We start from the raw sequence: 21,058 nt of genomic DNA, 5'->3' as shown, positions 1-21,058 counted from the left end.
CGGGTCTTATTAAGTTCATAATATGGACTAAATACCCGGAAGTTCCATGAACACCAGGCCCACCCCCCGATCAAGAACCCTGCGCAGAGGAGCACCCGCGTGACCGCCTACACCCCGAGGCCGGAAGACAAGTTCACGTTCGGCCTGTGGACCGTCGGCTGGGAGGCCCGCGACCCGTTCGGCGACGCCACCCGCGCCCCCCTCGACCCCGTCGAGAGCGTCCACCGGCTGGCCGAGCTGGGCGCCTACGGCGTCACCTTCCACGACGACGACCTCCTCGCCGTCGAGAAGGACCGCGCCAAGGCGATCGAGAGGTTCCGGGGCGCCTTGGCCGAGACGGGCCTGAAGGTCCCCATGGCGACGACCAACCTGTTCACCCACCCCGTCTTCAAGGACGGCGCGTTCACCGCCAACGACAGGGACGTCCGCCGCTACGCGCTGCGCAAGGTCATCCGGAACATCGACCTCGCGGCCGAGCTGGGCGCCACCACCTACGTGTGCTGGGGCGGCCGGGAGGGCGCCGAGTCGGACGCGGCCAAGGACGTCAGGGTCGCCCTCGACCGGTTCAAGGAGGCGTTCGACATCCTCACCTCCTACGTCCTCGACAAGGGCTACGACCTGCGGTTCGCCATCGAGCCCAAGCCCAACGAGCCGCGCGGCGACATCCTGCTTCCGACCATCGGCCACGCCCTCGCCTTCATCAACTCCCTGGAGCACCCCGAACTCGTCGGCCTCAACCCCGAGGTCGGCCACGAGCAGATGGCGGGCCTGAACTTCGTGCACGGCGTCGCCCAGGCCCTGTGGCACGGCAAGCTCTTCCACATCGACCTGAACGGCCAGCACGGGCCCCGCTACGACCAGGACCTCATCTTCGGCCACGGCGACCTGAAGGGCGCCTTCTTCCTCGTGGACCTCCTTGAGTCCGGCGGCTACGCGGGCCCCCGGCACTTCGACTACAAGCCGCTGCGCACCGACATGGACGTGTGGCCCTCCGCCGCCGCCAACATGCGCACCTACCTGATCCTCAAGGAGAAGGCGGCGGCTTTCCGCGCCGACCCCGAGGTCGCCGAGGCGCTCGCCGCCAGCCGCGTCGCCGACTTGGCCGTGCCCGCGCTGGCCGAAGGCGAGTCGGTGGCCGACCTCGTCGCCGAGGACTTCGACCCTGAGGCCGCCGCCCAGCGCGACAGCGCTTACACCCGGCTGAACCAGCTCGCCGTCGAGTTCCTCCTCGGGGTCCGCGGATGACCGCTCCCCGCCTCGTCGCGGGCGTCGACTCCTCCACACAGAGCTGCAAGGTCGTCGTGGTGGACGCCGAGACCGGAGCCCTCGTCCGCGAGGGCTCCGCACCGCACCCGCCCGGCACCGAGGTGGCGCCGCGAGCCTGGTGGCACGCCCTGGAGACGGCCGTCGCGCGCGCGGGCGGCCTCGACGACGTGGCCGCCCTGTCCGTCGGCGCGCAGCAGCACGGCATGGTCTGCCTGGACGGCTCCGGCGCGGTCGTGCGCGACGCCCTCCTGTGGAACGACACGCGCTCGGCCCCCGACGCCGCCGACCTCGTCGCGGAGAAGGGCGCCGCCTTCTGGGCGGAGGCCGTCGGCAGCGTGCCCGTCGCCTCCTTCACCGTCACCAAGCTGCGCTGGCTGGCCCGCAACGAGCCGGAGAACGCGGCGCGCACCGAAGCCGTCTGCCTACCGCACGACTGGCTTACGTCGCGCATGACGGGCTCCCTCGTCACCGACAGGGGCGACGCCTCCGGCACCGGCTACTACGCGCCCGCGTCCGGCGAGTACCGGACCGACCTCCTCGCCGACGCCTTCGGCGCGGTGCCCCGCCTGCCCGAGGTGCTCGCGCCGCGCGCGCGGGCGGGCGCGTGGAACGGCGTCGCGGTGGCGCCCGGCACGGGCGACAACATGGCGGCGATGCTCGGCGTGGGCGGACGGCCCGGCGACGTCGTGGTGTCCGTCGGCACGTCCGGCACCGCGTTCGCCGTCGCGAGCAGGCCGAGCGCGGACGTGACGGGCCAGGTCGCGGGCTTCGCCGACGCCACGGGCCGCTACCTGCCCCTGGTCGCCACGCTGAACGCCGCGCGCGTCCTGGACGCCGCCGCGGCCATGCTCGGCGTCCCGCTGCCGGAGCTGAGCGATCTGGCGCTCTCCGCCCTGCCCGGCGCGGACGGCCTCACCCTGATCCCGTACCTGGAGGGCGAGCGCACCCCGAACCTCCCGGACGCGACCGGCACCCTGCACGGCCTCCGGCTGGCGAACTCGACCCCGGCGCACTTCGCGCGCGCCGCCGTCGAGGGACTCCTGTGCCACCTCGCCGACGCCGTCGACGCGCTCGGCCTGGACCCGTCCCGGATCCTCCTCATCGGCGGAGGCGCCCGCGCCAAGGCCGTCCGCCACCTTGCCCCCGCGATCTTCGGCCGCCCCGTGCTCGTGCCCGACCCCGCCGAGTACGTCGCCCTGGGCGCCGCCCGCCAGGCCGCCTGGCTCCTCACCCCCACCGAAGACCCCCCCGAGTGGACCTCCACCCCCACCCGCACCCACACCGCCGCCCCCACACCCGACGTCCGCGCCCGCTACACCGCCCACCGCCCCTGAACCCCGCCGCGGGCCCCCCTTGGGGGAACCCGCCCGCCCCGGCCCCCGACACGTCGCGCAGGGCCCCTACACGTCGCGCAGGGCCCGGAGACGTCGCGCTCGGCTTCCGAGGCGTTGCGCCGGGCTCTGACATGCCGTGTCGGGCTCAGGAGGGGTTGCGCCGGGCCTCTGGCATGTAGGGCTCGGCTCCGGAGACGGGCCGGGGCGTCCGTGGGCGGGGTGCACGTTGGACGGCCTGGAGTGGGTGCGGGCGGGTGGAATCGGGTTTCGGTTGGCTGATGCCGGGTCAGGCGGGGATGCCGCCGAGGGCGGGGGAGAGGGCGTGTTTGTTGAGATGGGTGGGGCCGTGGGAGGTGAGGGCCAAGGGGAGGCCGAGTGCTGTGGAGATGGCCTCCGGGGTGGCTTGGGCGCCTGAGTAGACGGGGCGTTCGGTGAGGAGGGTGTGGGTGAGGCGTTCCTGGGCGGGGAGGGAGGCGTGGACGGGGAGGGCGGTGAATCCCTGGTAGGAGGTGCAGAGGTCGGTGGGTGGGGTGTCGGTGTGGGTGAGGGCCAGGTAGTCGGCCCCGTCGCAGGCACGGAGGGCGTAGCGGAGGGCGACGGCGTCGAAGTGGCCCACGCGGAAGGCGCCCTGCCAGGTGGCCGCGGTGTTGTGCGGTTCGGGGCGGTGGAGGGCGGGGTCCTCGGTGACGAAGGGGCCGGGCCCGTGGCGGGTGGTGTAGGTGCGGGTGACAGCGAGGCGGACGGCTTCCGCGCCGGAAAGGAGGTCCAGGGCGTTGGCGAACGTCGTGGTGGACCAGGTCGTGTAGGGGTGGAAGCCGTGGAGTTCGTCAAGCAGGACGCCCTGAGCGCCCTCGAAGACCACGGGGCCCTCCGCGAGGAGGTAAGGCAGGAAGCGGGCTTCGTCCACGACGGCCACGGCGGAGGCGAAGGCGGTGAAGGCGTCCACGCAGGCGTCCACCGGAGGCGCGTCGGCGGTGGGGAACTCGTCCAGGACACGGGAGCGCAGCGCCGTCAGGGAGCGGCGTAGGCGGGCCGGGGAAAGGCAGTCGCCCGCCCGAGGCGCGTCGGGGTGGTCGAGGGCGTAGCGGGCGGTCTCTCCTACGCCCATGCCGCACGAGCCGTGGCGGGCCGCGCCGCGCGCCAGTTCACGCGCGCGGTTGGCGGCCCGGTGGTAGGGCGTCGTCAGCAGGGCGTCGGAGGAGACGGCCAGGCGGGCGAGCGCGTCCGGCACGCCGACCGTCCGCAGGTGGTCGGCCTCGGCCGCCAGCGCCAGCGGATCAACCATGACGAACCGGGACAGATAGGTGCGAACGCCCGGCGTGAACGTGCCGGCGCCGACCTGCGCGAACGTGTGGTGCCTCCCGTCGGGCGTCACGACGTTGTGGGCGGCCTGCGCGCCCCCGTTGAAGCGGACGACCGCGTGGAACGGCCGGCGCCCGCCCCCACGGGCGCACAGCCAGTCCACGACGGTCCCCTTGCCCCCGTCGCCGAACCCGAGGTCCACGACGACGACGTGCGGGCTCACAGCCGCCTCGTGCCCCTCGGCACGTCGTCCCTGACGACGAGGGGCACGTCCGAGCGCGCCACCGCGCCCCTGTCGAGCGGGGCCAGCGCCCGCGACACCGACGGGCCCGCGGCCGAGCCGACCTCCGCGAGGTCGTTCAGTCCCTCGGCGAGGTCGATGGCCTCCTCCGCCAGGCCGACGGTCAGCGCCACCGTCTCGCACACCGCGTCGAGGTCGTCCAGGTAGAGGACGTGCTGGCCGAGCAGCCCGCGCCAGAAGTCGCGCAGCTTCGGGTCCTCGCCGTGGAAGGTGCCGGTCGGGATGATGAAGTAGACGTGCCACTTCTCCTGCAGCTCGGCGACGATGTCGGCGACCGGGATGTCGGCCTCCAACGTGTCCCCGATGATCCGCCTTACCTCGTCCTTCTTCACCTTCGCGTACGCGAGCTCGTCTCCCATGAGGAAGAGGTAGCCCCTCTTGCGCCGCTTCTCCCAGCAGTCGGTGACGGTGTGCCGCGCCATGAAGTACAGGGCGAGCTCGTAGGACTCGGTCATCTGGCCGCCGCCCCCGCCCTCCAGGAGGATGCGGCCGAGGTCGTCGTCCATCCGGTTGTCGGACTCGAACTGCCCGACCTGGAGCGGCGCCCGGTCGCAGGTGGCGTCGCCGATGGCGCCGAAGAGGATCTGCGGGTCGGTGGCGTAGCCCTTGCGCAGTAGCAGGCCGAGCAGCTCGGGCAGCTTGGCCTGCAGGCCGCGCGGCACGTTCCGCATCGAGCCGGTGACGTCGAACAGCACGCCGATCGCGAGCGACTCGGGGTGGTCGTCGCCGTCCCGGCTCTCCCGGACGGCGACGCCGTGCGGGTCGAGCGAGGGGTGCACGCGGGTGGCGCCGGAGTCGCTGTGCGCGAAGGCGCTGGCGCCGGTGGCGCGCCGGTAGCTCGCGGCGGCGTCGTAGACGCCGGTGTCCCAGGTTCCGCTACCCATGATGGGTGCTCCTTTCCGAGGGGTCCTAAGGCGGGGTCACAGAGCGAAGGGCCGGAAGGTGCGCGGCCCGTAGAGGCGTTCGAGGAGGTCGTCGAGTTCGGCGAGTAGGCGCCACGCGTCAGACGGACGCCGCCGGGGCGAGGCGAGGGTGCAGCCGCGTGCGAACGCGCGCAGGGGCGCCGGGGTGAGCGGGCCCATCAGGTACGTCATGACGCGGGTGGCCATGAACAGGTCGGTGGCTTCCACGGCCCGCTCCCGCGCGGGCACCTCCGGCGGATAGAACGACGCGCGCGCCTCCACGAGGAGGGGCACCCGCCCGCTGGGGTCGGTGTCGGCGTAGCAGCCGGGAACGGACTGGCCCCACCCGACCAGGACGAGCCCGTGCGCCTCCGGATGGATCATGACGTGTTCCGGCAGCACCGCTCCGTGCAGCACCCCGGCCCGGTGCGCGAAGCCGAGCGCCACGAGCAGCCGCCGCCACATCCACGCCGCGTCACGCGGGTCGAGCCCGTCCGGCCGGGCCGCGCGCACCTCGGCGAGCGTGCGGAAGCCCGCGCAGCGCGACTGGACCGACGCGCTGCGCCCCTGGTAGCGGACCCGCTCGATCAGCCGCGGCACGTACGGCAGGAACCGCGGGTCGCCGTCAGCGGCGAGCTGGCGCAGCGCGACGGCCTCCCGCTCGACGAGGTCGCCGTCGGCCGGGTCGCGCGGCATCTTCAGCAGCGCGTCCCCGTCGGGCGCCCGCACCGCGTACAGGTCGGCGATGTCGCCGCGCGCTATCCGCGCCCCCACCTGGTAGGCGGCCTTGCGTGTCCGCAGGACCGTGGTGCCCCGGTAGGCCCGCCACCGTTCGGTGAGGCGGGTGAACCCGTCGGGGTCGGCGCCGGTGTCGGGGTGCAGCGCCCGCGCCAGCCGGTGGTAGACGCGCCTCGCCTCGGCCGGATCGCTCCCGAACACGTCGGCGGGCTCGCGCTCCAGCAGGGCGAGCGCCTCTTCGACGGTCATGGACCCTCCTCACAGGGGGACGTGCGGCACACGCGGACGGAAAGCACAAGGGGAGAAGCAGGGGAGAGGTAGGGGAGACCGAGGGAAGGCGGCACAAGGAGGCCGAGCTGTCAAGGGGACAAGGAGGGGACACCTGGGGGGCGGGAGGGGGTCACCGGACGCCGTCCTCCGTTCCGGGGCGCAGGAGGGCCGGGTGGAGAAGCCGCGCGTCGCCCGACCGGTACAGGCGGGCCCGCGGCCCTCCGCGCCGTCCTCCCGACGCCGTCGTCTGCCCCGTCCCTTCGACGAACCCGGGCACCGACAGCACCTTCCGGTGGAAGTTGCCCGCGTGCAGGGCCTCGCCCCACACGCACTCGTAGACGGCCCGCAGCTCCGGGATCGTGAAGACCTCGGGCAGGAAGGCGGTGGCCAGCGGCGTGTACTCCAGCTTGCCGCGCGCGCGCTCCAGCCCGTCGGAGAGGATCCGCGCGTGGTCGAAGGCGAGCCGCCGGGTGGCGCCGGGAGGCTGCGCCCCGGAGGCGGTGAGCCCCAGCGACGGCACGGGCACCCACGCGGCATCCGAAGCGTCACTTCCAGCTTGGGGGTCGGCCATCGTGGGTCCGAACGCCAGATAGGCGACCGAGACGACGGGCATCCGGGGGTCGCGCCCCGGATCGCCGTAGGTGGCGAGCTGTTCAAGATGAACTCTTCCCGGCGTTTCCAGGCCCGTCTCCTCGGCCAGTTCGCGCGCGGCGGCCGTGTCGAGGTCCTCCGCGCCGACCTTGACGAACCCGCCCGGCAGCGCCCACAGGCCCTGGAACGGCGGCCTGCCGCGCTCGACGAGCAGGACGTGCGGCACGCCGTCCCTGATGGTGAGGGCGACGACGTCGACGGTCACCGCGACGGCCGGATACCGCGAGGGGTCGTAACCCGCGAGGAACTCCTCCTCATCCGTCACCGCACCCACCCCTTCCTGTCGGTCCGCTTGATGTTCTCTAGATGAGTAAAACTCAATATGAGTACAACATAACCGCCCACACCGCCCGTGTCCAGTTGTTACGATCAAGGCAGCGGGAGGAGCCCTCGATGGCGCAGGCGTATGTGCAGGTGACCACCTCGACCGACGAGCGCGCGGAGGCCGGTGAACTGGCCGAGGCGGCCGTGGCCGAGCGGCTGGCGGCGTGCGCCCAGGTGGTCGGCCCGATCACCAGCACCTATTGGTGGGAAGGGGAGATCGAGACCGCGCAGGAGTACCAGGTGGTCTTCAAGACCACGGCCGACAGGTTCGAGCAGCTCGCCAGGCTGATAGCCGAGCGGCACTCCTACGAGACGCCCGAGATCATCGCCACCGCGATCGCGGCCGGCAGTGCCGAGTACCTGACCTGGGTGTCGGACCAGACGGCCGACGACGACGAGGAGGACGAGGACCTCCTGGAGTCGGTGGACGAGGACGATCTGGAGATCGTCGAATGACCGGGCGGCTGGCGCGCGGCCTGGGCATCGCGGGGCACGCCCGGGTGCTGCTGGTGGGCGCGCCCGCCGCCTTCGACCTGGGCGAGCTGCCCGGTGACGTGCTGCTCACCTCCGCCCTGCCCGATTCGCCCGACCTCGCCGAGGGCGAGGCGCACTGGCAGGTCATCGTGGTGTTCGTCCCCGACGCCGAGTCCCTGGCCCGCCTCACCCCGAAGCTGCTCCCGCGCCTGGCCCACGGCGGCGCCCTCTGGCTCGCCTGGCCCGCCGCCGGCCCGCTCACCGAGGCCGACGTCCGCGCGCACGCGGCCGCCCACGCCCTCACTCCGGGCCCCGCCCTCACCGTCGCCGACGCGTGGCCCGCCCTCGCCTTCACCCGCCCCTGACGCCCGGCTGGGCCATGCCGAACCGAGCAAAGGCTTGGCCGGTGCGTAAGTGGCGGTTTACCCTGGCCCGGCAATGGTGACATATCGGACTAGGTGAGCGCACGGCACGGGAGTCGACGTGGTGGCAGGCAGGGCGACGGCGGCAGGGCCCGATCACGGCATGTTCGGCCCGGGGTCGGTGACGTGGCGGGTGATGGCCGAGCCCGTCCTCATGGTCGGCGGGTTCCGGGCGCTGCTGCTGCAGGCGCTGCACCCGCACTCGATGTGGGGGACGGCGCAGAACTCCTCGCTGATGGACAAGGACGCCGCCTGGGGCCGACTCGGCAGGACGATCGAGTTCGTCAGGGTCCGCACCTGGGGCACCCACGAGGAGGTCGAGCGGGTCGGCCGCCGGGTCCGGAAGATCCACGCGAGGCTGAGCGGGGTCGACCCGCGCACCGGCGAGACGTTCCCGGTGGACGACCCGGAGAACCTGCTGTGGGTCCACATGGGCGAGGTCGACTCCTACCTCGACGTCGCGCACCGCGCCGGGGTCCCGCTCACCAGGGCCGACCGCGACAGGTTCGTCGACGAGCAGCGCCGTTCGGCCGCTGTGGTGGGCCTCGACCCGGCTGACGTGCCCTCCTCCGTCGCGGAGATGGCCGACTACTACGCCAGGATGCGCCCGAAGCTGTTCGCCTGCGACGAGGCGAGGGACGGCCTGCGCAGGCTGTTCAACCCCGAGGTGCCGACCCCGTTCGTGCCGTTGAAGCTCGCCGCGCCCGGTGTCGCCACCCTCGTCGTCTCGACGCTGCCGCGCTGGGCCCGCCGCATGTACGGCCTGCCCGGCCTGCCGACGACCGACCTCGCCACGACGCTCGCGCTCAAGGGCCTGTACCGGACCACCCGCCTCGTGCCCCCCGCGCTGCGCTACAGCCCTGACGCCAAGCGCGCGCACGCGCTGACGAGGGACTCGCTCAACCCCGCCGCATGAGCCTGCCGACCGCCGCCATCAGCTCGGTGGACATCTCGGCGTCCTTGCCGTCGCGCGCGCCCTCGGCGACGCAGTGCCGCACGTGCCCGTCCAGGAGGCCGAGCGCCACCTTGTCCAGGGCGGCCTGGATGGCGCTGATCTGGGTGAGGACGTCGATGCAGTAGCGGTCGTCGGCGACCATGCGCTCGACGCCGCGCACCTGGCCCTCGATCCGGCGCAGGCGCGTCTGGAGCTGGTCCTTGGTGGCGGTGTAGCCACGCGTGGTCATGTGAAGGTCCTCACGTCGGTCCGGGGGAGTCCAGCCTACCCAAGCCCTCGGGGGTATGCTCTGGTCGCGTCGGCATACCCCTACCCGGTATGTCGCCCCGTTCCGTACATCGCCCGGTGTGCGGCGGATATTCCCGGCGGGCCCGGTCCCGCCGCCTACCGTGGAGGATGAACGGCATGACCGAGCGCACCTACACCGTCCAGGGCATGACCTGCGGCCACTGCCAGGCGTCGGTCACCGAGGAGGTCGGGGAGGTCGCCGGGGTCGCCTCGGTGGCGGTGGACCTCGCGGGCGGCCTCGTGACGGTCTCCGGCGACGGCTTCTCCGACGACGCCGTGCGCGCCGCCGTCACCGAGGCGGGCTACACCGTCGCCTGAGCGCCCGGAGGGACGTTCCAGGAGGTGATCACCTCGCGGCCGTGTTCCAGGCCGAGGGTGGAAGCCGTCCCGGTGTCCAGGGCGAACAGCCTTCCGTCCCGCGCGGGCAGGCCCAGCCACCGCGCGGTCAGGACGCGCAGCACGTGCCCGTGCGCGACGAGCGCCACGTCGCCGTCCGCGAGGTACGGGCGCGCCTTGGCGATCACCCGGTCGCACCGCCCGCCGACGGCCTCGACGGTCTCGCCCGGCGTCCGGCCGGGGATCACGCCGTCCTTCCAGATCCACCAGCCGGGGATCTCCTGCCCGATCTCAGGAGTCGTACGGCCCTCGTAGCCGCCGTAGTCCCACTCCCACAGGTCGGGCTCGGGTTCGGGGGAGGGCACCCCGGCGAGTTCGGCGGTGCGCCGCGCGCGCACGGCGGGCGAGCACAGCGCGAGGACGATCTTGCGTTCGGCCACCCATGGCGCGAGGGCGCGGGCCTGCTCCTCGCCCCGTGCTGTGAGCGGGATGTCGGTTCTGCCGGTGTGCTTGCGGTCGCGGCTCCACTCGGTCTCGCCGTGCCGCAGGATGACCAGTTCGCCCATGCCGATCATGCTACGCGCGCGGCCCCCGCCCCCCTCGGCCGGGAGCCGCGCGCCCCACGTCAGGCGAGGACCTCGGGGAGCGGGGTGAAGTCCAGCCCGTGGGCCTGGGCGACGGCCTCGTGGGTGAGGCGGCCGGCGTGGGTGTTGAGGCCGAGCGCCAGCGCGGGGTCCTCGCGCAGGGCGCGCGTCCAGCCCTTGTCGGCGAGCGCGAGCGCGTAGGGCAGCGTGACGTTGGTGAGCGCGCGGGTCGAGGTGTTGGGCACCGCGCCCGGCATGTTCGCCACGCAGTAGAACACCGACTCGTGCACGGCGTAGGTCGGGTCGGCGTGGGTGGTCGGCCTGGAGTCCTCGAAGCAGCCGCCCTGGTCGATCGCGATGTCCACGAGCACCGAGCCCGGGACCATCCGCGAGACCAGCTCGTTGGAGATCAGGGTCGGCGCCTTGGCGCCGGGGATGAGCACCGCGCCGATGACGAGGTCGGCCCGCAGCGCCTGCTGCTCGATCTCGTAGGCCGACGACACAAGGGTCTTGATCCGGCCCTGGTAGATGGCGTCGATGTACCGCAGCCGGTCCACGTTGACGTCCATGACGGTGACCTCGGCGCCCATGCCCACCGCGATCTGCGCCGCGTTCAGGCCGGACACGCCCGCGCCGATCACCACGACGCGCGCGGGGGAGACGCCGGGGACGCCGCCGGGCAGCACGCCGCGCCCGCCCGCCGGACGCAGCAGGCAGGCCGCGCCGACCTGGGGCGCCAGCCTTCCGGCGACCTCGGACATGGGCGCCAGCAGCGGCAGCGACCTGTTGGGTAGCTGGACGGTCTCGTAGGCGATCGCCGTGACGCCCGCCGAAAGCAGCGCGTCGGTACAGGCCCGGGAGGCGGCGAGGTGCAGGTAGGTGAAGAGGACCTGCCCGGCGCGCATCCGCTGGTACTCGGGCTCGACCGGCTCCTTCACCTTGAGGATGAGGTCGCCTTCGCCCCACACCTCGTCGGCGGTGTCGACGATCTTGGCGCCCGCGTGGAGGTACTCCTCGTCGGTGATGGACGACCCGACGCCCGCCCCCGCCTCGACGAGGACCTCGTGCCCGTGCCGCACGAGCTCGTGCACGCCGGCGGGCGTGATCGCCACCCGGTACTCGTGGTTCTTGATCTCGCGGGGAACGCCGACCTTGACGCCGCCCGCAGTGTTGCCAGACACAGTGTCCTCCCCGGTGGCACGGCACCGCGCCGTCACCCACCACCTCCAGGGTGCTGCCGGAGCGGCCGGGGAGGACATGTGCACTGTGTCGGTTCCCAGCCCTGATTCGTGACAGGGTGTCAGGGCTTGCGGGCGATCCCCCCGTACATGAGCTTCTGCCCCACGGTCAGCTTCTCGGCGTCCACGGGCGCCGTCGGCCGCCACAGCGGGTTCGGGACGACGCCGGGCTCGGCCAGTTCGTGCCCGGCGAACCAGGCGGTGATCTCCTCCTCGGTGCGGAACCTGCCGGTGCCGAGGATGGCCAGGAACTGCTTCTCGGCCTCGCGGGCCTCCGCGCTGGAGGCGCAGAAGCTGGTGATGAACAGGTGGCTGCCCGACGGCACGGCGGCCATGTAGGCGTCCACGATGCCCTGCGGGTCCTCGTCGTCGTGCAGGTGGTGCAGGATGCCGACGAGCATGATCCCGACCGGCTGGGTGAAGTCGATGAGCTCGACGACCTCCGGCGCGGCCAGGACCGAGCCGGGGTCGCGCAGGTCGGCGCTGAGGACGGCGGTGCCGGGGCTGGAGGCGAGGATCGCCCTGCCGTGCACCTCGACGATGGGGTCGTTGTCCACGTAGACGACACGGGCCGAAGGGTCGACGGCCTGGGCGACCTCGTGGGTGTTGCGCACGGTGGGCAGGCCGGAGCCCAGGTCGATGAACTGCCGGACGCCCTGGTCGATCATGTGCTGCACGGCGCGGCCGAGGATCTCGCGGTTGTAGCTCGCCACGTCGTAGATCTCGGGCACGATCTTGACGAGCTCGGCGACGAACGCCCGGTCCACGGCGAAGTTGTCCTTGCCGTTGAGGACGACGTCGTAGGCGCGGGCGATGCTCGGAACGGTGATGTCGATGCCCTTGGCCGCCCACTCCTGCTGCGATTCCGTCATGGGAACCTTCCGGTGTCGTTGAGGGGACTTACAGCGTACCGAAGATCTTTTTTGATGATCTCGACATTTCCGTGGAAACGCCACCCATGGCGCCGTCTCACCGGAGCCACTCGTCGGCGATCGCGACCGTCAGCTCCTCCAGGAGCGGTCCGGCGGCGCGCATGCACCGTTCGGTGTCCCGCTCGATGTCCGTGAGCGCGTACGCGGCGCTGATGCGCGCCCGGCGCAACTGCTCGCCGGTGAGGCTGCGCCGCCCGGCCACCGCGACGACGGGCACGCCCGCCCGCGCCGCCGCCCGCGCCACCCCGACCGGCGCCTTGCCGCGCAGCGTCTGCGGGTCCAGGCTGCCCTCGCCGGTGATGACGAGGCGGGCCCCGGCCAGCTCCGCGGTGAACCCGAGCAGGTCGAGCAGGTAGGAGATGCCCGGTTCGACCCGGGCGCCGAGGAACGCCAGCGCCGCGAACCCGACGCCGCCCGCCGCGCCCGCGCCCGGCTTGCCCCGCGACGGCCTGCGCGTCGCCGCCTCCGCGAGGTCGGCCCATCGGCGCAGCCCGGCCTCCAGCACCTTGACGCCCTCGCGTGTCGCGCCCTTCTGCGGCCCGTACACGGAGGCCGCCCCCTGCCTGCCGAGCAGGGGGTTGTCCACGTCGGAGGCCACCACGAACTCCGTCCCGGACAGCTCGCCCAGGCCACGCAGGTCGAGCGCGTGCAGGGCGCGCAGCGCGGCGCCGCCCGGAGGCAGCGGCGCGCCCTTGGCGTCCAGGAGGCGGCCGCCGAGCGCGCTGATCATGCCCGCGCCGCCGTCGGTGCAGGCGCTGCCGCCGAGCCCGAGGACCACACGTTTCGCGCCGCCGCGCACGGCGGCGAGGATCAGCTCGCCCGTCCCGGCGCTGCTGGCCGTCATGGGCTGCGCCCTGCCCTCGGGCAGCAGGTGCAGCCCGGACGCCTGGGCCAGCTCGACCACCGCGACGTCCTCCCGGACGGCGTAGACGGCCTCCACGGGCCGTCCGGTGGGCCCGGAGACCGCGACGGTGTGGGCGGCGAACCCCGCCGTGACCGCGGCCTCCACGGTGCCCTCGCCGCCGTCGGCGACGGGCAGTGACCTGAGCGGGATCCCGGGCCGCTGCCGGGACAGCCCGGCGGCCAGGTGCCGGGCGACCTGCGAGGCGGTCAGTGAGCCTTTGAACTTGTCCGGGGCGATGAGAACATGCCCGGTCGGTGAAGCCACCTCGTCGTGCCTTCCTGGCGGATCTTTAAGGGGATCGGTCCATTCAACGCCGACGCAAGTGTCTTGGAGGCCAGAGTGTCCTACCCGATACCGAACAGTCGCTGGACGGGGTCGAGGAAGAAGTAGACGAGGAACACCGCGGAGATCACCCACAGCGGCCAGGGGACGCTCCGGCGCAGCGCCGTCCGGGCGACGGCGAAGGCGATGACGCCGATACCGATGCCGTTGGTGATCGAGTAGGTGAACGGCATGGACACGATCGTGACGAACGACGGGATCACCATCTCGGGGTCCCGCCAGTCGATCTTGCCCACCTGGCTCATCATCAGCGCGCCCACCACGATGAGCGCGGGCGCTGCCGCCTGCGCCGGGACGAGCGAGGCCAGCGGGGTGAAGAAGAGGGCGAGCACGAAGAGCAGGCCCGTCACGATGTTCGCCAGGCCCGTCCGCGCGCCTTCGCCGATACCGGCGGCCGACTCGGCGAACACGGTGTTCGCCGACGAGCTGGTGACACCGCCGAGCGCGGCGGAGACGCCGTCCACGGTGAGGATCCGGCCGAGGCCCGGCACCTTGCCGTCGTCGCCGACGCGGCCCGCCTCCTCCGAGAGGCCGACGATCGTGCCCATCGCGTCGAAGAAGCCGGACAGGACGAGCGTGAACAGCACGACGAGGGCGGTGACGAACCCCGCCCTGCCGAACCCGCCGAACAGGTCGAACTGCCCGAAGAGCGCGAAGTCGGGCAGGCCGAAGACGCCTTCGGGGAGCTTCGGCACGATCAGGCCCCACTCCTCGTCGCGGACGTCGGCGACCGCGTTGACGACCGCCGTCAGCACGGTGCCGGAGGCGATCGCGATGAGGATCGCGCCCGGAGTCCCCCGGACGTACAGGACGATCATCAGCAGCAGCGTGAAAGCGAAGATGAGGATGGGCCAGCCCTTGAGGTGGCCGCCGTCGCCGAGGGACAGCACGGTGCCGCCCCCGCCGCTGACGAACCCGGCGTCCACCATGCCGATGAGCGCGATGAACGCGCCGATGCCCGCGGTGATCGCGTACTTCAGCGCCAGCGGGATCGCGTTCATGATGAGCTCCCGCACCCCGGTGACGGCGAGCAGCACGATGACAGCGCCCTCCAGCACCACGAGCCCCATGGCCTGGCTCCAGAGCATCTGCGGCGCCGCCTGGTAGGCGACGACGGCGTTGATGCCGAGCCCTGCGGCGACGGCCATGGGGGCGTTGCCCACGAGGCCCATGAGCAGCGTCGAGATACCGGCGGACAGGGCTGTCATCGCGGTGAGCTGCGGTACCGAAAGCTGCGCCCCGGTGACGTCGGCGGCGCCGCCCAGGATGATCGGGTTCAGCAGGAGGATGTAGGCCATCGCGACGAAGGTCGTGATGCCGCCGCGCAGCTCGCGCGGCACGGTGCTGCCCCGCGCCGACACCTCGAAGAACCTGTCGATACCGGCCGGGGCCATGAACATCCTCCTACGATCACTTGATTACGCAGGATTATTCCGTGATGATCGCCGCCGTATACGTGTGGGGTGCGAGTTGCAGTTCAAGCCGGTTCCCTGCCGACGGATCGAAGATCACCTGCACTTCCGGAAAAGCGGTACGGAAGTACTGACCGGCCCCGAGCCTCGCCCGGAACGGCCCGTCGCCCGTGGCCTCCAGCCGGATCCCTCCCCGCTCGTCGGTCACGCCTTCCTCGGCCGCCTGCCAAGACTGCCCGTCATAGGTGTCGAGGCGGACGGGCACGCCGGACGCCGGGACGCCCCGCACGGCGTCCACCACCCTGATCGTGATGCTCATGAGCCCATCCAAGCGCCACTAGCCTTAGCGCGTGCGACTGAGGGACCTCTTGGAGATGGGCGAGCCGGGTGTATCGCTGCTGTCGGGCGAGCACGCGCTCGACCGACCCATCCGCTGGGTGTACCTCACCGAGCTGGTGGAGGCCGGCCGCTACCTTTCGGGCAACGAGCTGGTGCTCACCGGGCTGATCGGCCCCGGCCTGCGCGAGCGCCCCGAGGAGCTCGTGGACGAGCTCGTGGACGCGGGCGCGACCGCGCTGGGCGTCGGCCTGTCCGTGCAGGACGCGGTGCCGAGCCGGGTCCGCGAGGCGTGTGCCAGGCGCGGACTGCCCCTGCTGGAGATAGCCCGCGAGGTGTCCTTCGGGACGATCAGCGAACTCGTCACCCGGCGGCTCACCGCCGAGCGGGCGGCGGGCCTGGCGACGGTCCTGGGCAGGCACCGGCGCCTCATCGCCTCCGTCGCCGAGGGCTCCGGCCTGGAGTCGGTGTTCAAGCTGACGCGGGCCGAGCTGGGCCGGGCCTGCTGGGTGCTGTCCCCGACCGGCCGGGTGGTCGTCGGCCCCGGCGAGGACCCGCCGGACGCCCGTCGTCTGGCCGCCGAGTACCTGACGGCGTCCCGGCTCCCACACGTGGTTTCCGGCGGCTCCGAGGGGCCGCGCACGCTGCTGCCGATCAACAGCCGCGCCGCGCACCGGGTCGCCGGCTGGTTCCTCGCCTGCGAGGGCGAGCTTGCCGACCTGCCCGAGGAGGTCCGCGAGTCCGCGCACGAGCTGGCCGCCCTCGCCGCGCTGGAGCGGGCCCGCCTGGAGGAGGGCCACAAGGTCGAGCGGCGCCTGCTCGGCGAGCTGCTCGACCCGGCGCCCGCCGAACCCGCCGAGATCTCCGCGCGGATGCGCACCTGCGGGCTCGACCCGGCCCGTCCCTACGTGGCGGTCGCCTGCGCGCTGGGCGACGCCGCCGAGAGCGTCGCCGTGCTGCGCGAACTGATGCCCGAGGCGACGGCCGTCACCGCCGTCGAGGGCGAGGCCGTCACGGTGGTCGCGGCCGAGGACAGCCGTGAGGAGCTCGTGGAGCGGCTCAGGGAGGCCGCCGGGCTGCTGGAGGCCGGGCTGGTCCGCGAGCGCCTCACCGTGGGCGTGAGCGGCCCCGCGACGGGTCCGTCGCTGCTGCGCGGCGCCGTCGAGGAGGCGCGGCACACCCGCAGGCTCGCCGCCGCCCGCCGCGTCGGCCGCGCCCACGTGGTGACGAGCGACGAGATCCACTCGCACGCGCTGCTGCTGGCGACCGTGCCGGACGGGGTGCGCCGCTCGTTCCGGGAGCGGCTGCTGCGCCCGTTGCAGGACTATGACAGGGAACACCACTCCGACCTCGTGGCCACCCTCACCGCCTTCCTGGACCACTCCGGCTCGTGGAACAAGTGCGCGGCGGCCCTCCATCTGCACGTCAACACGCTGCGGTACCGCATCCGCAGGGTCGAGGAACTGACGGGCCGGGACCTGTCCACCCTGGAGGACAGGGTGGACTTTTTCCTGGCACTTCGTGCGATGTAAGGACGGAGCGTGCTCGAATCAGCAACAATGCACGCGCGGACCGATCCCGGCGGGTGCGGCATGGGCGGCCGCGGGCGGCAGGAGCAGACCCAGCGATGCCGCGACCGCCAGGAGGGCCGAGCCAAGAGCGGCGATGACTGTGCGCTTACGGTTCATGACTCGTAGCTAAGAGGAGCGGACGCCAATGAGTCAAGAGACTCTGGGAGACCGGATCAGGAACCTCCGGATCAAGCTCGGCGTCAGCCAGGCCCAGCTCGCCTTCCCCGAGCTGTCGGACAGCTACATCTCGCTGATCGAGAGCGACAAGCGGGTCCCGGCCCCGAGCGTGATCGAGCTGCTCGCCCGCAAGCTCAACTGCTCGGCGACGTACCTGGTGAGCGGCGTCAGCGAGGACATCGTCGACGACCTGCGGGTCACCCTGGAGTACGCCGAGATCGCGCTCCAGAACGGCGCGGCCGCCGAGGCCCGCGACAGGTTCGCCGAGGTGCTCGGCCACTCCGACGCGCTCGCCCTGCCCGACATGCTCAAGCAGGCCCGCTGGGGCCACGCCCTCGCCCTGGAGGCCAGCGGCGCGCTGGAGGAGGCCATCGAGGCGCTCCGGGAGATCGCCTCCGGCGCCTCCCTGGAGTACGACCGCGACCACTGGACGCGCGCGCACGTCGCCCTCAGCCGCTGCCTGCGCGAGCGCGGCGACACCAGCGCCGGGGTCCTGGTGGCCGAGGACGCCCTGCGCCGCCTCGCCATCGCGGGCGGCGAGCTCACCGACGCCGCCGTCCACCTGGGCGCGACGCTGCTGGGCTGCTGCATCGAGCGCGGCGACCTCGTGCGGGCCGGGCAGCTCGCCGACGACCTCGTGGGCCGCGCCGAGAAGATCGGCACCGTCCAGGCCAGGATCGCCGCCTACTGGGAGGCCGCTTACGTCGCGGAGATGCGCGGCGAGTACGAGCGCGGCGTCTCCCTCGCGGAGCGGGCGCTCAGCCTTCTCGGTGAGGCCGAGGACCCGCGCAATCTCGCCAGGCTGAAGCTCGCCTACGCCTCGCTGCTGCTGCGCGCCCGCCCGTCCGAGGCGGGCCGCGCCAAGCAGGTCCTGGTCCAGGCCCGCGCGGGCATCGAGGGCAGCGCCGCGGGCGAGGTGGACACCGCCTGGTGCCTGACCGAGCTGGCCCGCGCCGAGACCATGCTCGGCAAGCCCGCCGAGGCGATCGAGCTGGCCGGGCAGGCGCTGAACCTGCTGGGCGAGGAGCCGCGCCGGTCCTCCGCCTGGGCCCTGACGGTCCTGGGCGAGGCGCACGTCAGGCTGGGCCGCCGCAACGAGGCGGTGGCGTTCCTCACCAGGGCGGCGACCTGCCTTGAGGAGATGGAATCGACCCGGGACGCCGCCCAGGCGTGGTTCGACCTCGCCGAGCTGATGGGCGAGACGGGCGAGGAGACCCAGCGGCGCGACGCCTACCGCCGCGCCCTCGCCTGCGTCGGCCTCTGATCCGCCTGGGGGCGCTCCCGGGGTTGCCCCGTAGGCCCCCAGGCCGGAGGGGCGGCGCCGGGCTCGCAAAGCGCCCCCAGGCCAAATAAGCAAGAGCCCGGTTGTGTGCGGACCGGGCTCGGTGTTCGGGGAGACGTCGGGGTCAGGCCGCCAGGGCGACGGCTTCGCGTTCGCCGCGTCCGCGCCGTTCCGCGCTGCCCGGACGGCAGGAGAAGACGACGAGCCGCAGCACCACGAACCTGATGCCGCCGGCGACGGCTGAGGCGGCGAGGTAGACGCCCTGGTCGAGCAGGACGCTCGGATCGGGGTTGAAGGCGCGCAGCACCAGCATGGCCGCCGAGGTGGCCAGGAAGGCGCCGAACGCGGTGAGGGCGGATTCCGCGTGCATCCGGAAGCCCCGCCTGTCACTGCGGAAGGTGACGCGGCGGTGCAGCTCCGTCGCCAGGACCGTGCCGCCCGCCGTGATCAGCGCGTTGACGGCGAGCAGGCGCGCGGGCACGTCGCTGACCATGCCGTACGCCGAGAGGAGCATGGCGGACAGCACCGTGACGCCCCCGCCCATGAGGACGAAGAGGACGAACGAGCGGACCGGTCCCGGCGTGGCCGGACCGGTCGGTCTTAGGTGGGGCCGATCGCCCCTCGGGGGATTCCCTACGCTCATGACCTCACGCTATCGGCAGTCTCTGACACTTTTAACGTCTGGATCACCCTAACCGTGAACCGACACCTTAGATACAACCGTTTCTTGTCTCGTTCGTCACTCCCGCGTGAGAACGAGATCTGTACGGGACCTCAGGGGGAGACGACCCCGAGGCTACTGCTGGCACCATGAGGGGGTGAGACCGCTTCGCCCTCTTTTCGCAGCCCTGACCTGGCGCAGGTGGACCTTCCTGCTCCTGGGAGGGCTCCTGGCGCTGCCGCTCACGATCATCGCGGGTGCGGCGGCCAGCGCCTCGACCCTCCTGGTCGGCAGTGAGCCCTATGCGACGCTCGTCGCGTTCGCCCTGATTCTCGCCGTGCTGACCGGCATAGGTCTGCTGCCGATGGTCCGGAAGCTGGAGGGGGCCATCGCCGTCGAACTGCTCGGCGCGCCCCAGGTCCCGGGCACCAATCCTCGGTGGCCCGCCCGGCTGCGCGCCTCCGGCTGGTTCGTCGCGCACCTCGCGGGCGGCGCGGTGGCCTGCGGCATCACGATCGCGGTGCCCTCGCTCGTCGTCTACGGGCTGCTGTTCCCGATGTTCGAGGGCGAGGTGGCGGCGGAGTTCATGACGAACGGGATCATGGCGGCCGTCAGGGTCGCCGCGCTCCTGCTCGTCCCCGCCACCCTTTACGGGATCGTCCTGGCGGGCCACCTGACCGCCAGGGCCGCCGAGTGGGCGCTGGGCCCGTCCGCGTCCGAGCGGGTGGAGGCGGCCGAGCGCAGGGCGTCGGTGCAGGCCGAGCGCACCCGGCTGGCCCGTGAGCTGCACGACTCGGTCGGGCACGCGCTGAGCATCGTCACCGTCCAGTCGGCGGCGGCCGAGCGGGTCCTGGACCGGGACCCCGAGTTCGCCCGCCAGGCGATGAAGGCGATCGAGGAGTCCGCCCGCACCGCCCTGGAGGACCTGGATCACGTGCTCGGCCTGCTCCGCGAGGAGCAGACCGCCAGGACGCCCCAGCGCACCCTCCACGACCTGGACGACCTCCTGGCCAACACGGGCCTGGACGTCTCCGTGGAGCGCGAGGGGGACCTCGCGCGGCTCCCCTCGGCCGTCTCGCGGGAGGCGTACCGGATCGTCCAGGAGGGCCTCACGAACGTCGCCAAGCACGCCGGGCACGTCCCGGTGGAGCTGCGGCTGGTCGCGCGCCAGGGGGCGCTCGACCTGGAACTGTGCAATCCGATGGGGGCGCGCACCCACGGCCGGGGCACCGGCGGGCGGGGCCTGGCCGGGCTCGGCGAACGCGTCGAGGTGCTGGCCGGGCGGTTCAGCGCCGGGGCCCTGGACGGCCGCTGGCGGCTGTGCGCGACCATCCCGCTGCCGAAGGGGACCGCATGACCTCCGTGCTGATCGTCGACGACGAGCGGCTGATCAGGGCGGGCCTGGCCGCCATCGTGGGCGCCGAGCCCGACCTCAGCGTCGCGGGGGAGGCGGGCGACGGGGCCGAGGCGCGCGCCCAGGCCGCCCGCCTGGAGCCCGACGTCGTGCTCATGGACGTCCGGATGCCGGGCGTGGACGGCCTGGAGGCCACCCGCCGGATCCTCACCGAGCTGCCCCACCCGCCCAAGATCCTCGTGCTGACGACGTTCGAGAACGACGACTACGTCTACGACGCGCTCCGGGTCGGCGCGAGCGGGTTCCTCCTGAAGCGGTCGCGGCCCGAGGAGATCCTCCAGGCCATCCGCCTCGTCGTGCAGGGCGACATCCTGCTGTTCCCGGCCGCGATCCGCGCCCTGGCCGCGCCGCGCAGCGCGCCCGCGCCCGCGCGCTGGCACGCCGACCTGACCGAGCGCGAGGCCGAGGTGCTGCGGCTCATGGCGACCGGCCTGTCCAACGCCGAGATCGCCGACCGCCTGTACCTGAGCCTCCAGACGGTCAAGACCCACGTCGGCAACCTGCTCGCCAAGCTGGGCGCCCGCGACCGCACCCAGGCCGTCATCCACGCCTACGAGACGGGCTTCATCCAGCCCCGCTGAGACCCTGAGGGCGCCGGGCCCGTCCCCTAGGGGACGCGCTGTGCGGCCCTCAGCGCCCCGC

At 72.8% G+C, this 21,058-nt stretch carries 22 protein-coding genes; 10 read left to right on the top strand and 12 right to left on the bottom strand.

Going from position 1 to position 21,058, the window contains the following annotated elements; translation table 11 throughout:
- The first annotated feature begins 99 nt into the window (after window positions 1-99).
- Window positions 100-1,245, top strand: coding sequence for a xylose isomerase (gene xylA, locus LO762_RS17965; RefSeq protein ID WP_230616534.1), 1,146 nt, complete (start codon window positions 100-102; stop codon window positions 1,243-1,245).
- Entirely contained in the window at window positions 1,242-2,600 is a 1,359-nt protein-coding gene (gene xylB / locus LO762_RS17960; protein ID WP_230616532.1) for a xylulokinase, read from the top strand. The genes xylA and xylB overlap by 4 nt, the downstream gene beginning before the upstream one ends.
- A 286-nt stretch (window positions 2,601-2,886) precedes the next feature.
- Here xylB and LO762_RS17955 read toward each other — a convergent pair whose 3' ends face one another.
- The 4 genes from LO762_RS17955 to LO762_RS17940 form a co-directional block, all read right to left on the bottom strand.
- Complete coding sequence (locus tag LO762_RS17955) at window positions 2,887-4,125, bottom strand: adenylosuccinate synthetase (RefSeq protein WP_230616530.1); 1,239 nt, start codon at window positions 4,123-4,125, stop codon at window positions 2,887-2,889.
- Entirely contained in the window at window positions 4,122-5,087 is a 966-nt protein-coding gene (locus LO762_RS17950) for a hypothetical protein (RefSeq protein WP_230616528.1), read from the bottom strand. The genes LO762_RS17955 and LO762_RS17950 overlap by 4 nt, the downstream gene beginning before the upstream one ends.
- Window positions 5,088-5,123: 36 nt before the next feature.
- Window positions 5,124-6,092, bottom strand: coding sequence for a molecular chaperone DnaJ (locus LO762_RS17945; RefSeq protein WP_230616526.1), 969 nt, complete (start codon window positions 6,090-6,092; stop codon window positions 5,124-5,126).
- A 151-nt stretch (window positions 6,093-6,243) separates the two neighbouring features.
- A complete protein-coding gene (locus LO762_RS17940) occupies window positions 6,244-7,029 on the bottom strand; it encodes an NUDIX domain-containing protein (RefSeq protein ID WP_230616524.1) in 786 nt (261 codons plus the stop codon).
- 128 nt (window positions 7,030-7,157) lie between these two features.
- Between LO762_RS17940 and cutA the strand changes: the two genes are divergently transcribed.
- The 3 genes from cutA (at window position 7,158) to LO762_RS17925 (ending at window position 8,900) form a co-directional block, all read left to right on the top strand.
- On the top strand, window positions 7,158-7,544 hold the full coding sequence (gene cutA / locus LO762_RS17935; protein WP_230616522.1) for a divalent-cation tolerance protein CutA: 387 nt from the start codon (window positions 7,158-7,160) through the stop codon (window positions 7,542-7,544).
- Complete coding sequence (locus LO762_RS17930; protein ID WP_230616521.1) at window positions 7,541-7,927, top strand: hypothetical protein; 387 nt, start codon at window positions 7,541-7,543, stop codon at window positions 7,925-7,927. Before cutA ends, LO762_RS17930 begins: the two co-directional genes overlap by 4 nt.
- Window positions 7,928-8,045: 118 nt before the next feature.
- Complete coding sequence (locus LO762_RS17925) at window positions 8,046-8,900, top strand: oxygenase MpaB family protein (protein ID WP_230616519.1); 855 nt, start codon at window positions 8,046-8,048, stop codon at window positions 8,898-8,900.
- Here LO762_RS17925 and LO762_RS17920 read toward each other — a convergent pair.
- Window positions 8,884-9,168, bottom strand: coding sequence for a metal-sensitive transcriptional regulator (locus tag LO762_RS17920; protein ID WP_230616518.1), 285 nt, complete (start codon window positions 9,166-9,168; stop codon window positions 8,884-8,886). The genes LO762_RS17925 and LO762_RS17920 overlap by 17 nt on opposite strands.
- 176 nt (window positions 9,169-9,344) lie before the next feature.
- On the opposite strand from LO762_RS17920, the gene LO762_RS17915 reads away from it, so the two are divergent.
- Entirely contained in the window at window positions 9,345-9,545 is a 201-nt protein-coding gene (locus LO762_RS17915) for a heavy-metal-associated domain-containing protein (protein WP_230616516.1), read from the top strand.
- Here LO762_RS17915 and LO762_RS17910 read toward each other — a convergent pair.
- The 6 genes from LO762_RS17910 to LO762_RS17885 all read right to left on the bottom strand — a co-directional run bounded on the left by LO762_RS17910 (window position 9,530) and on the right by LO762_RS17885 (window position 15,294).
- Window positions 9,530-10,129, bottom strand: a complete 600-nt coding sequence (locus LO762_RS17910; protein ID WP_230616513.1) for a histidine phosphatase family protein — start codon at window positions 10,127-10,129, stop codon at window positions 9,530-9,532. The genes LO762_RS17915 and LO762_RS17910 overlap by 16 nt on opposite strands.
- 59 nt (window positions 10,130-10,188) lie before the next feature.
- Window positions 10,189-11,328: an alanine dehydrogenase gene (ald, locus tag LO762_RS17905; RefSeq protein WP_230616509.1), complete on the bottom strand. Its 1,140-nt coding sequence runs from the start codon at window positions 11,326-11,328 to the stop codon at window positions 10,189-10,191.
- A gap of 119 nt (window positions 11,329-11,447) precedes the next feature.
- Window positions 11,448-12,257, bottom strand: a complete 810-nt coding sequence (locus LO762_RS17900) for an SAM-dependent methyltransferase (RefSeq protein ID WP_230616508.1) — start codon at window positions 12,255-12,257, stop codon at window positions 11,448-11,450.
- Window positions 12,258-12,354: 97 nt separating this feature from the next.
- Window positions 12,355-13,485: a glycerate kinase gene (locus tag LO762_RS17895; protein WP_230616505.1), complete on the bottom strand. Its 1,131-nt coding sequence runs from the start codon at window positions 13,483-13,485 to the stop codon at window positions 12,355-12,357.
- Between the two features lie 80 nt (window positions 13,486-13,565).
- Window positions 13,566-14,957, bottom strand: coding sequence for an NCS2 family permease (locus LO762_RS17890; protein ID WP_230616502.1), 1,392 nt, complete (start codon window positions 14,955-14,957; stop codon window positions 13,566-13,568).
- A 34-nt stretch (window positions 14,958-14,991) separates the two neighbouring features.
- On the bottom strand, window positions 14,992-15,294 hold the full coding sequence (locus LO762_RS17885; protein WP_230616500.1) for a hydroxyisourate hydrolase: 303 nt from the start codon (window positions 15,292-15,294) through the stop codon (window positions 14,992-14,994).
- Between the two features lie 31 nt (window positions 15,295-15,325).
- On the opposite strand from LO762_RS17885, the gene LO762_RS17880 reads away from it, so the two are divergent.
- Both LO762_RS17880 and LO762_RS17875 read left to right on the top strand, forming a co-directional pair.
- The gene (locus LO762_RS17880) at window positions 15,326-16,843 is read left to right on the top strand and encodes a PucR family transcriptional regulator (protein WP_230616496.1); all 1,518 of its coding nucleotides are present in this window, start codon (window positions 15,326-15,328) and stop codon (window positions 16,841-16,843) included.
- A gap of 184 nt (window positions 16,844-17,027) precedes the next feature.
- Window positions 17,028-18,323, top strand: coding sequence for a helix-turn-helix transcriptional regulator (locus tag LO762_RS17875; protein ID WP_230616494.1), 1,296 nt, complete (start codon window positions 17,028-17,030; stop codon window positions 18,321-18,323).
- 142 nt (window positions 18,324-18,465) lie between these two features.
- Here the strand turns inward: LO762_RS17875 and LO762_RS17870 are convergent, their stop codons facing one another.
- A complete protein-coding gene (locus LO762_RS17870; protein WP_230616492.1) occupies window positions 18,466-18,984 on the bottom strand; it encodes a hypothetical protein in 519 nt (172 codons plus the stop codon).
- A 175-nt stretch (window positions 18,985-19,159) separates the two neighbouring features.
- Here LO762_RS17870 and LO762_RS17865 point away from each other — a divergent pair, with 175 nt between their 5' ends.
- Both LO762_RS17865 and LO762_RS17860 read left to right on the top strand, forming a co-directional pair.
- The gene (locus LO762_RS17865; protein WP_230616490.1) at window positions 19,160-20,359 is read left to right on the top strand and encodes a sensor histidine kinase; all 1,200 of its coding nucleotides are present in this window, start codon (window positions 19,160-19,162) and stop codon (window positions 20,357-20,359) included.
- Window positions 20,356-20,997, top strand: coding sequence for a response regulator transcription factor (locus tag LO762_RS17860; protein WP_230616488.1), 642 nt, complete (start codon window positions 20,356-20,358; stop codon window positions 20,995-20,997). The genes LO762_RS17865 and LO762_RS17860 overlap by 4 nt, the downstream gene beginning before the upstream one ends.
- Window positions 20,998-21,058: the final 61 nt, after the last annotated feature.

This window comes from Actinocorallia sp. API 0066, assembly GCF_020991275.1.
Lineage (GTDB): Bacteria > Actinomycetota > Actinomycetes > Streptosporangiales > Streptosporangiaceae > Actinocorallia.
The sequence above is the reverse complement of the archived record's forward strand: the minus strand, read 5'-3'. Positions and strand labels throughout refer to the sequence as shown.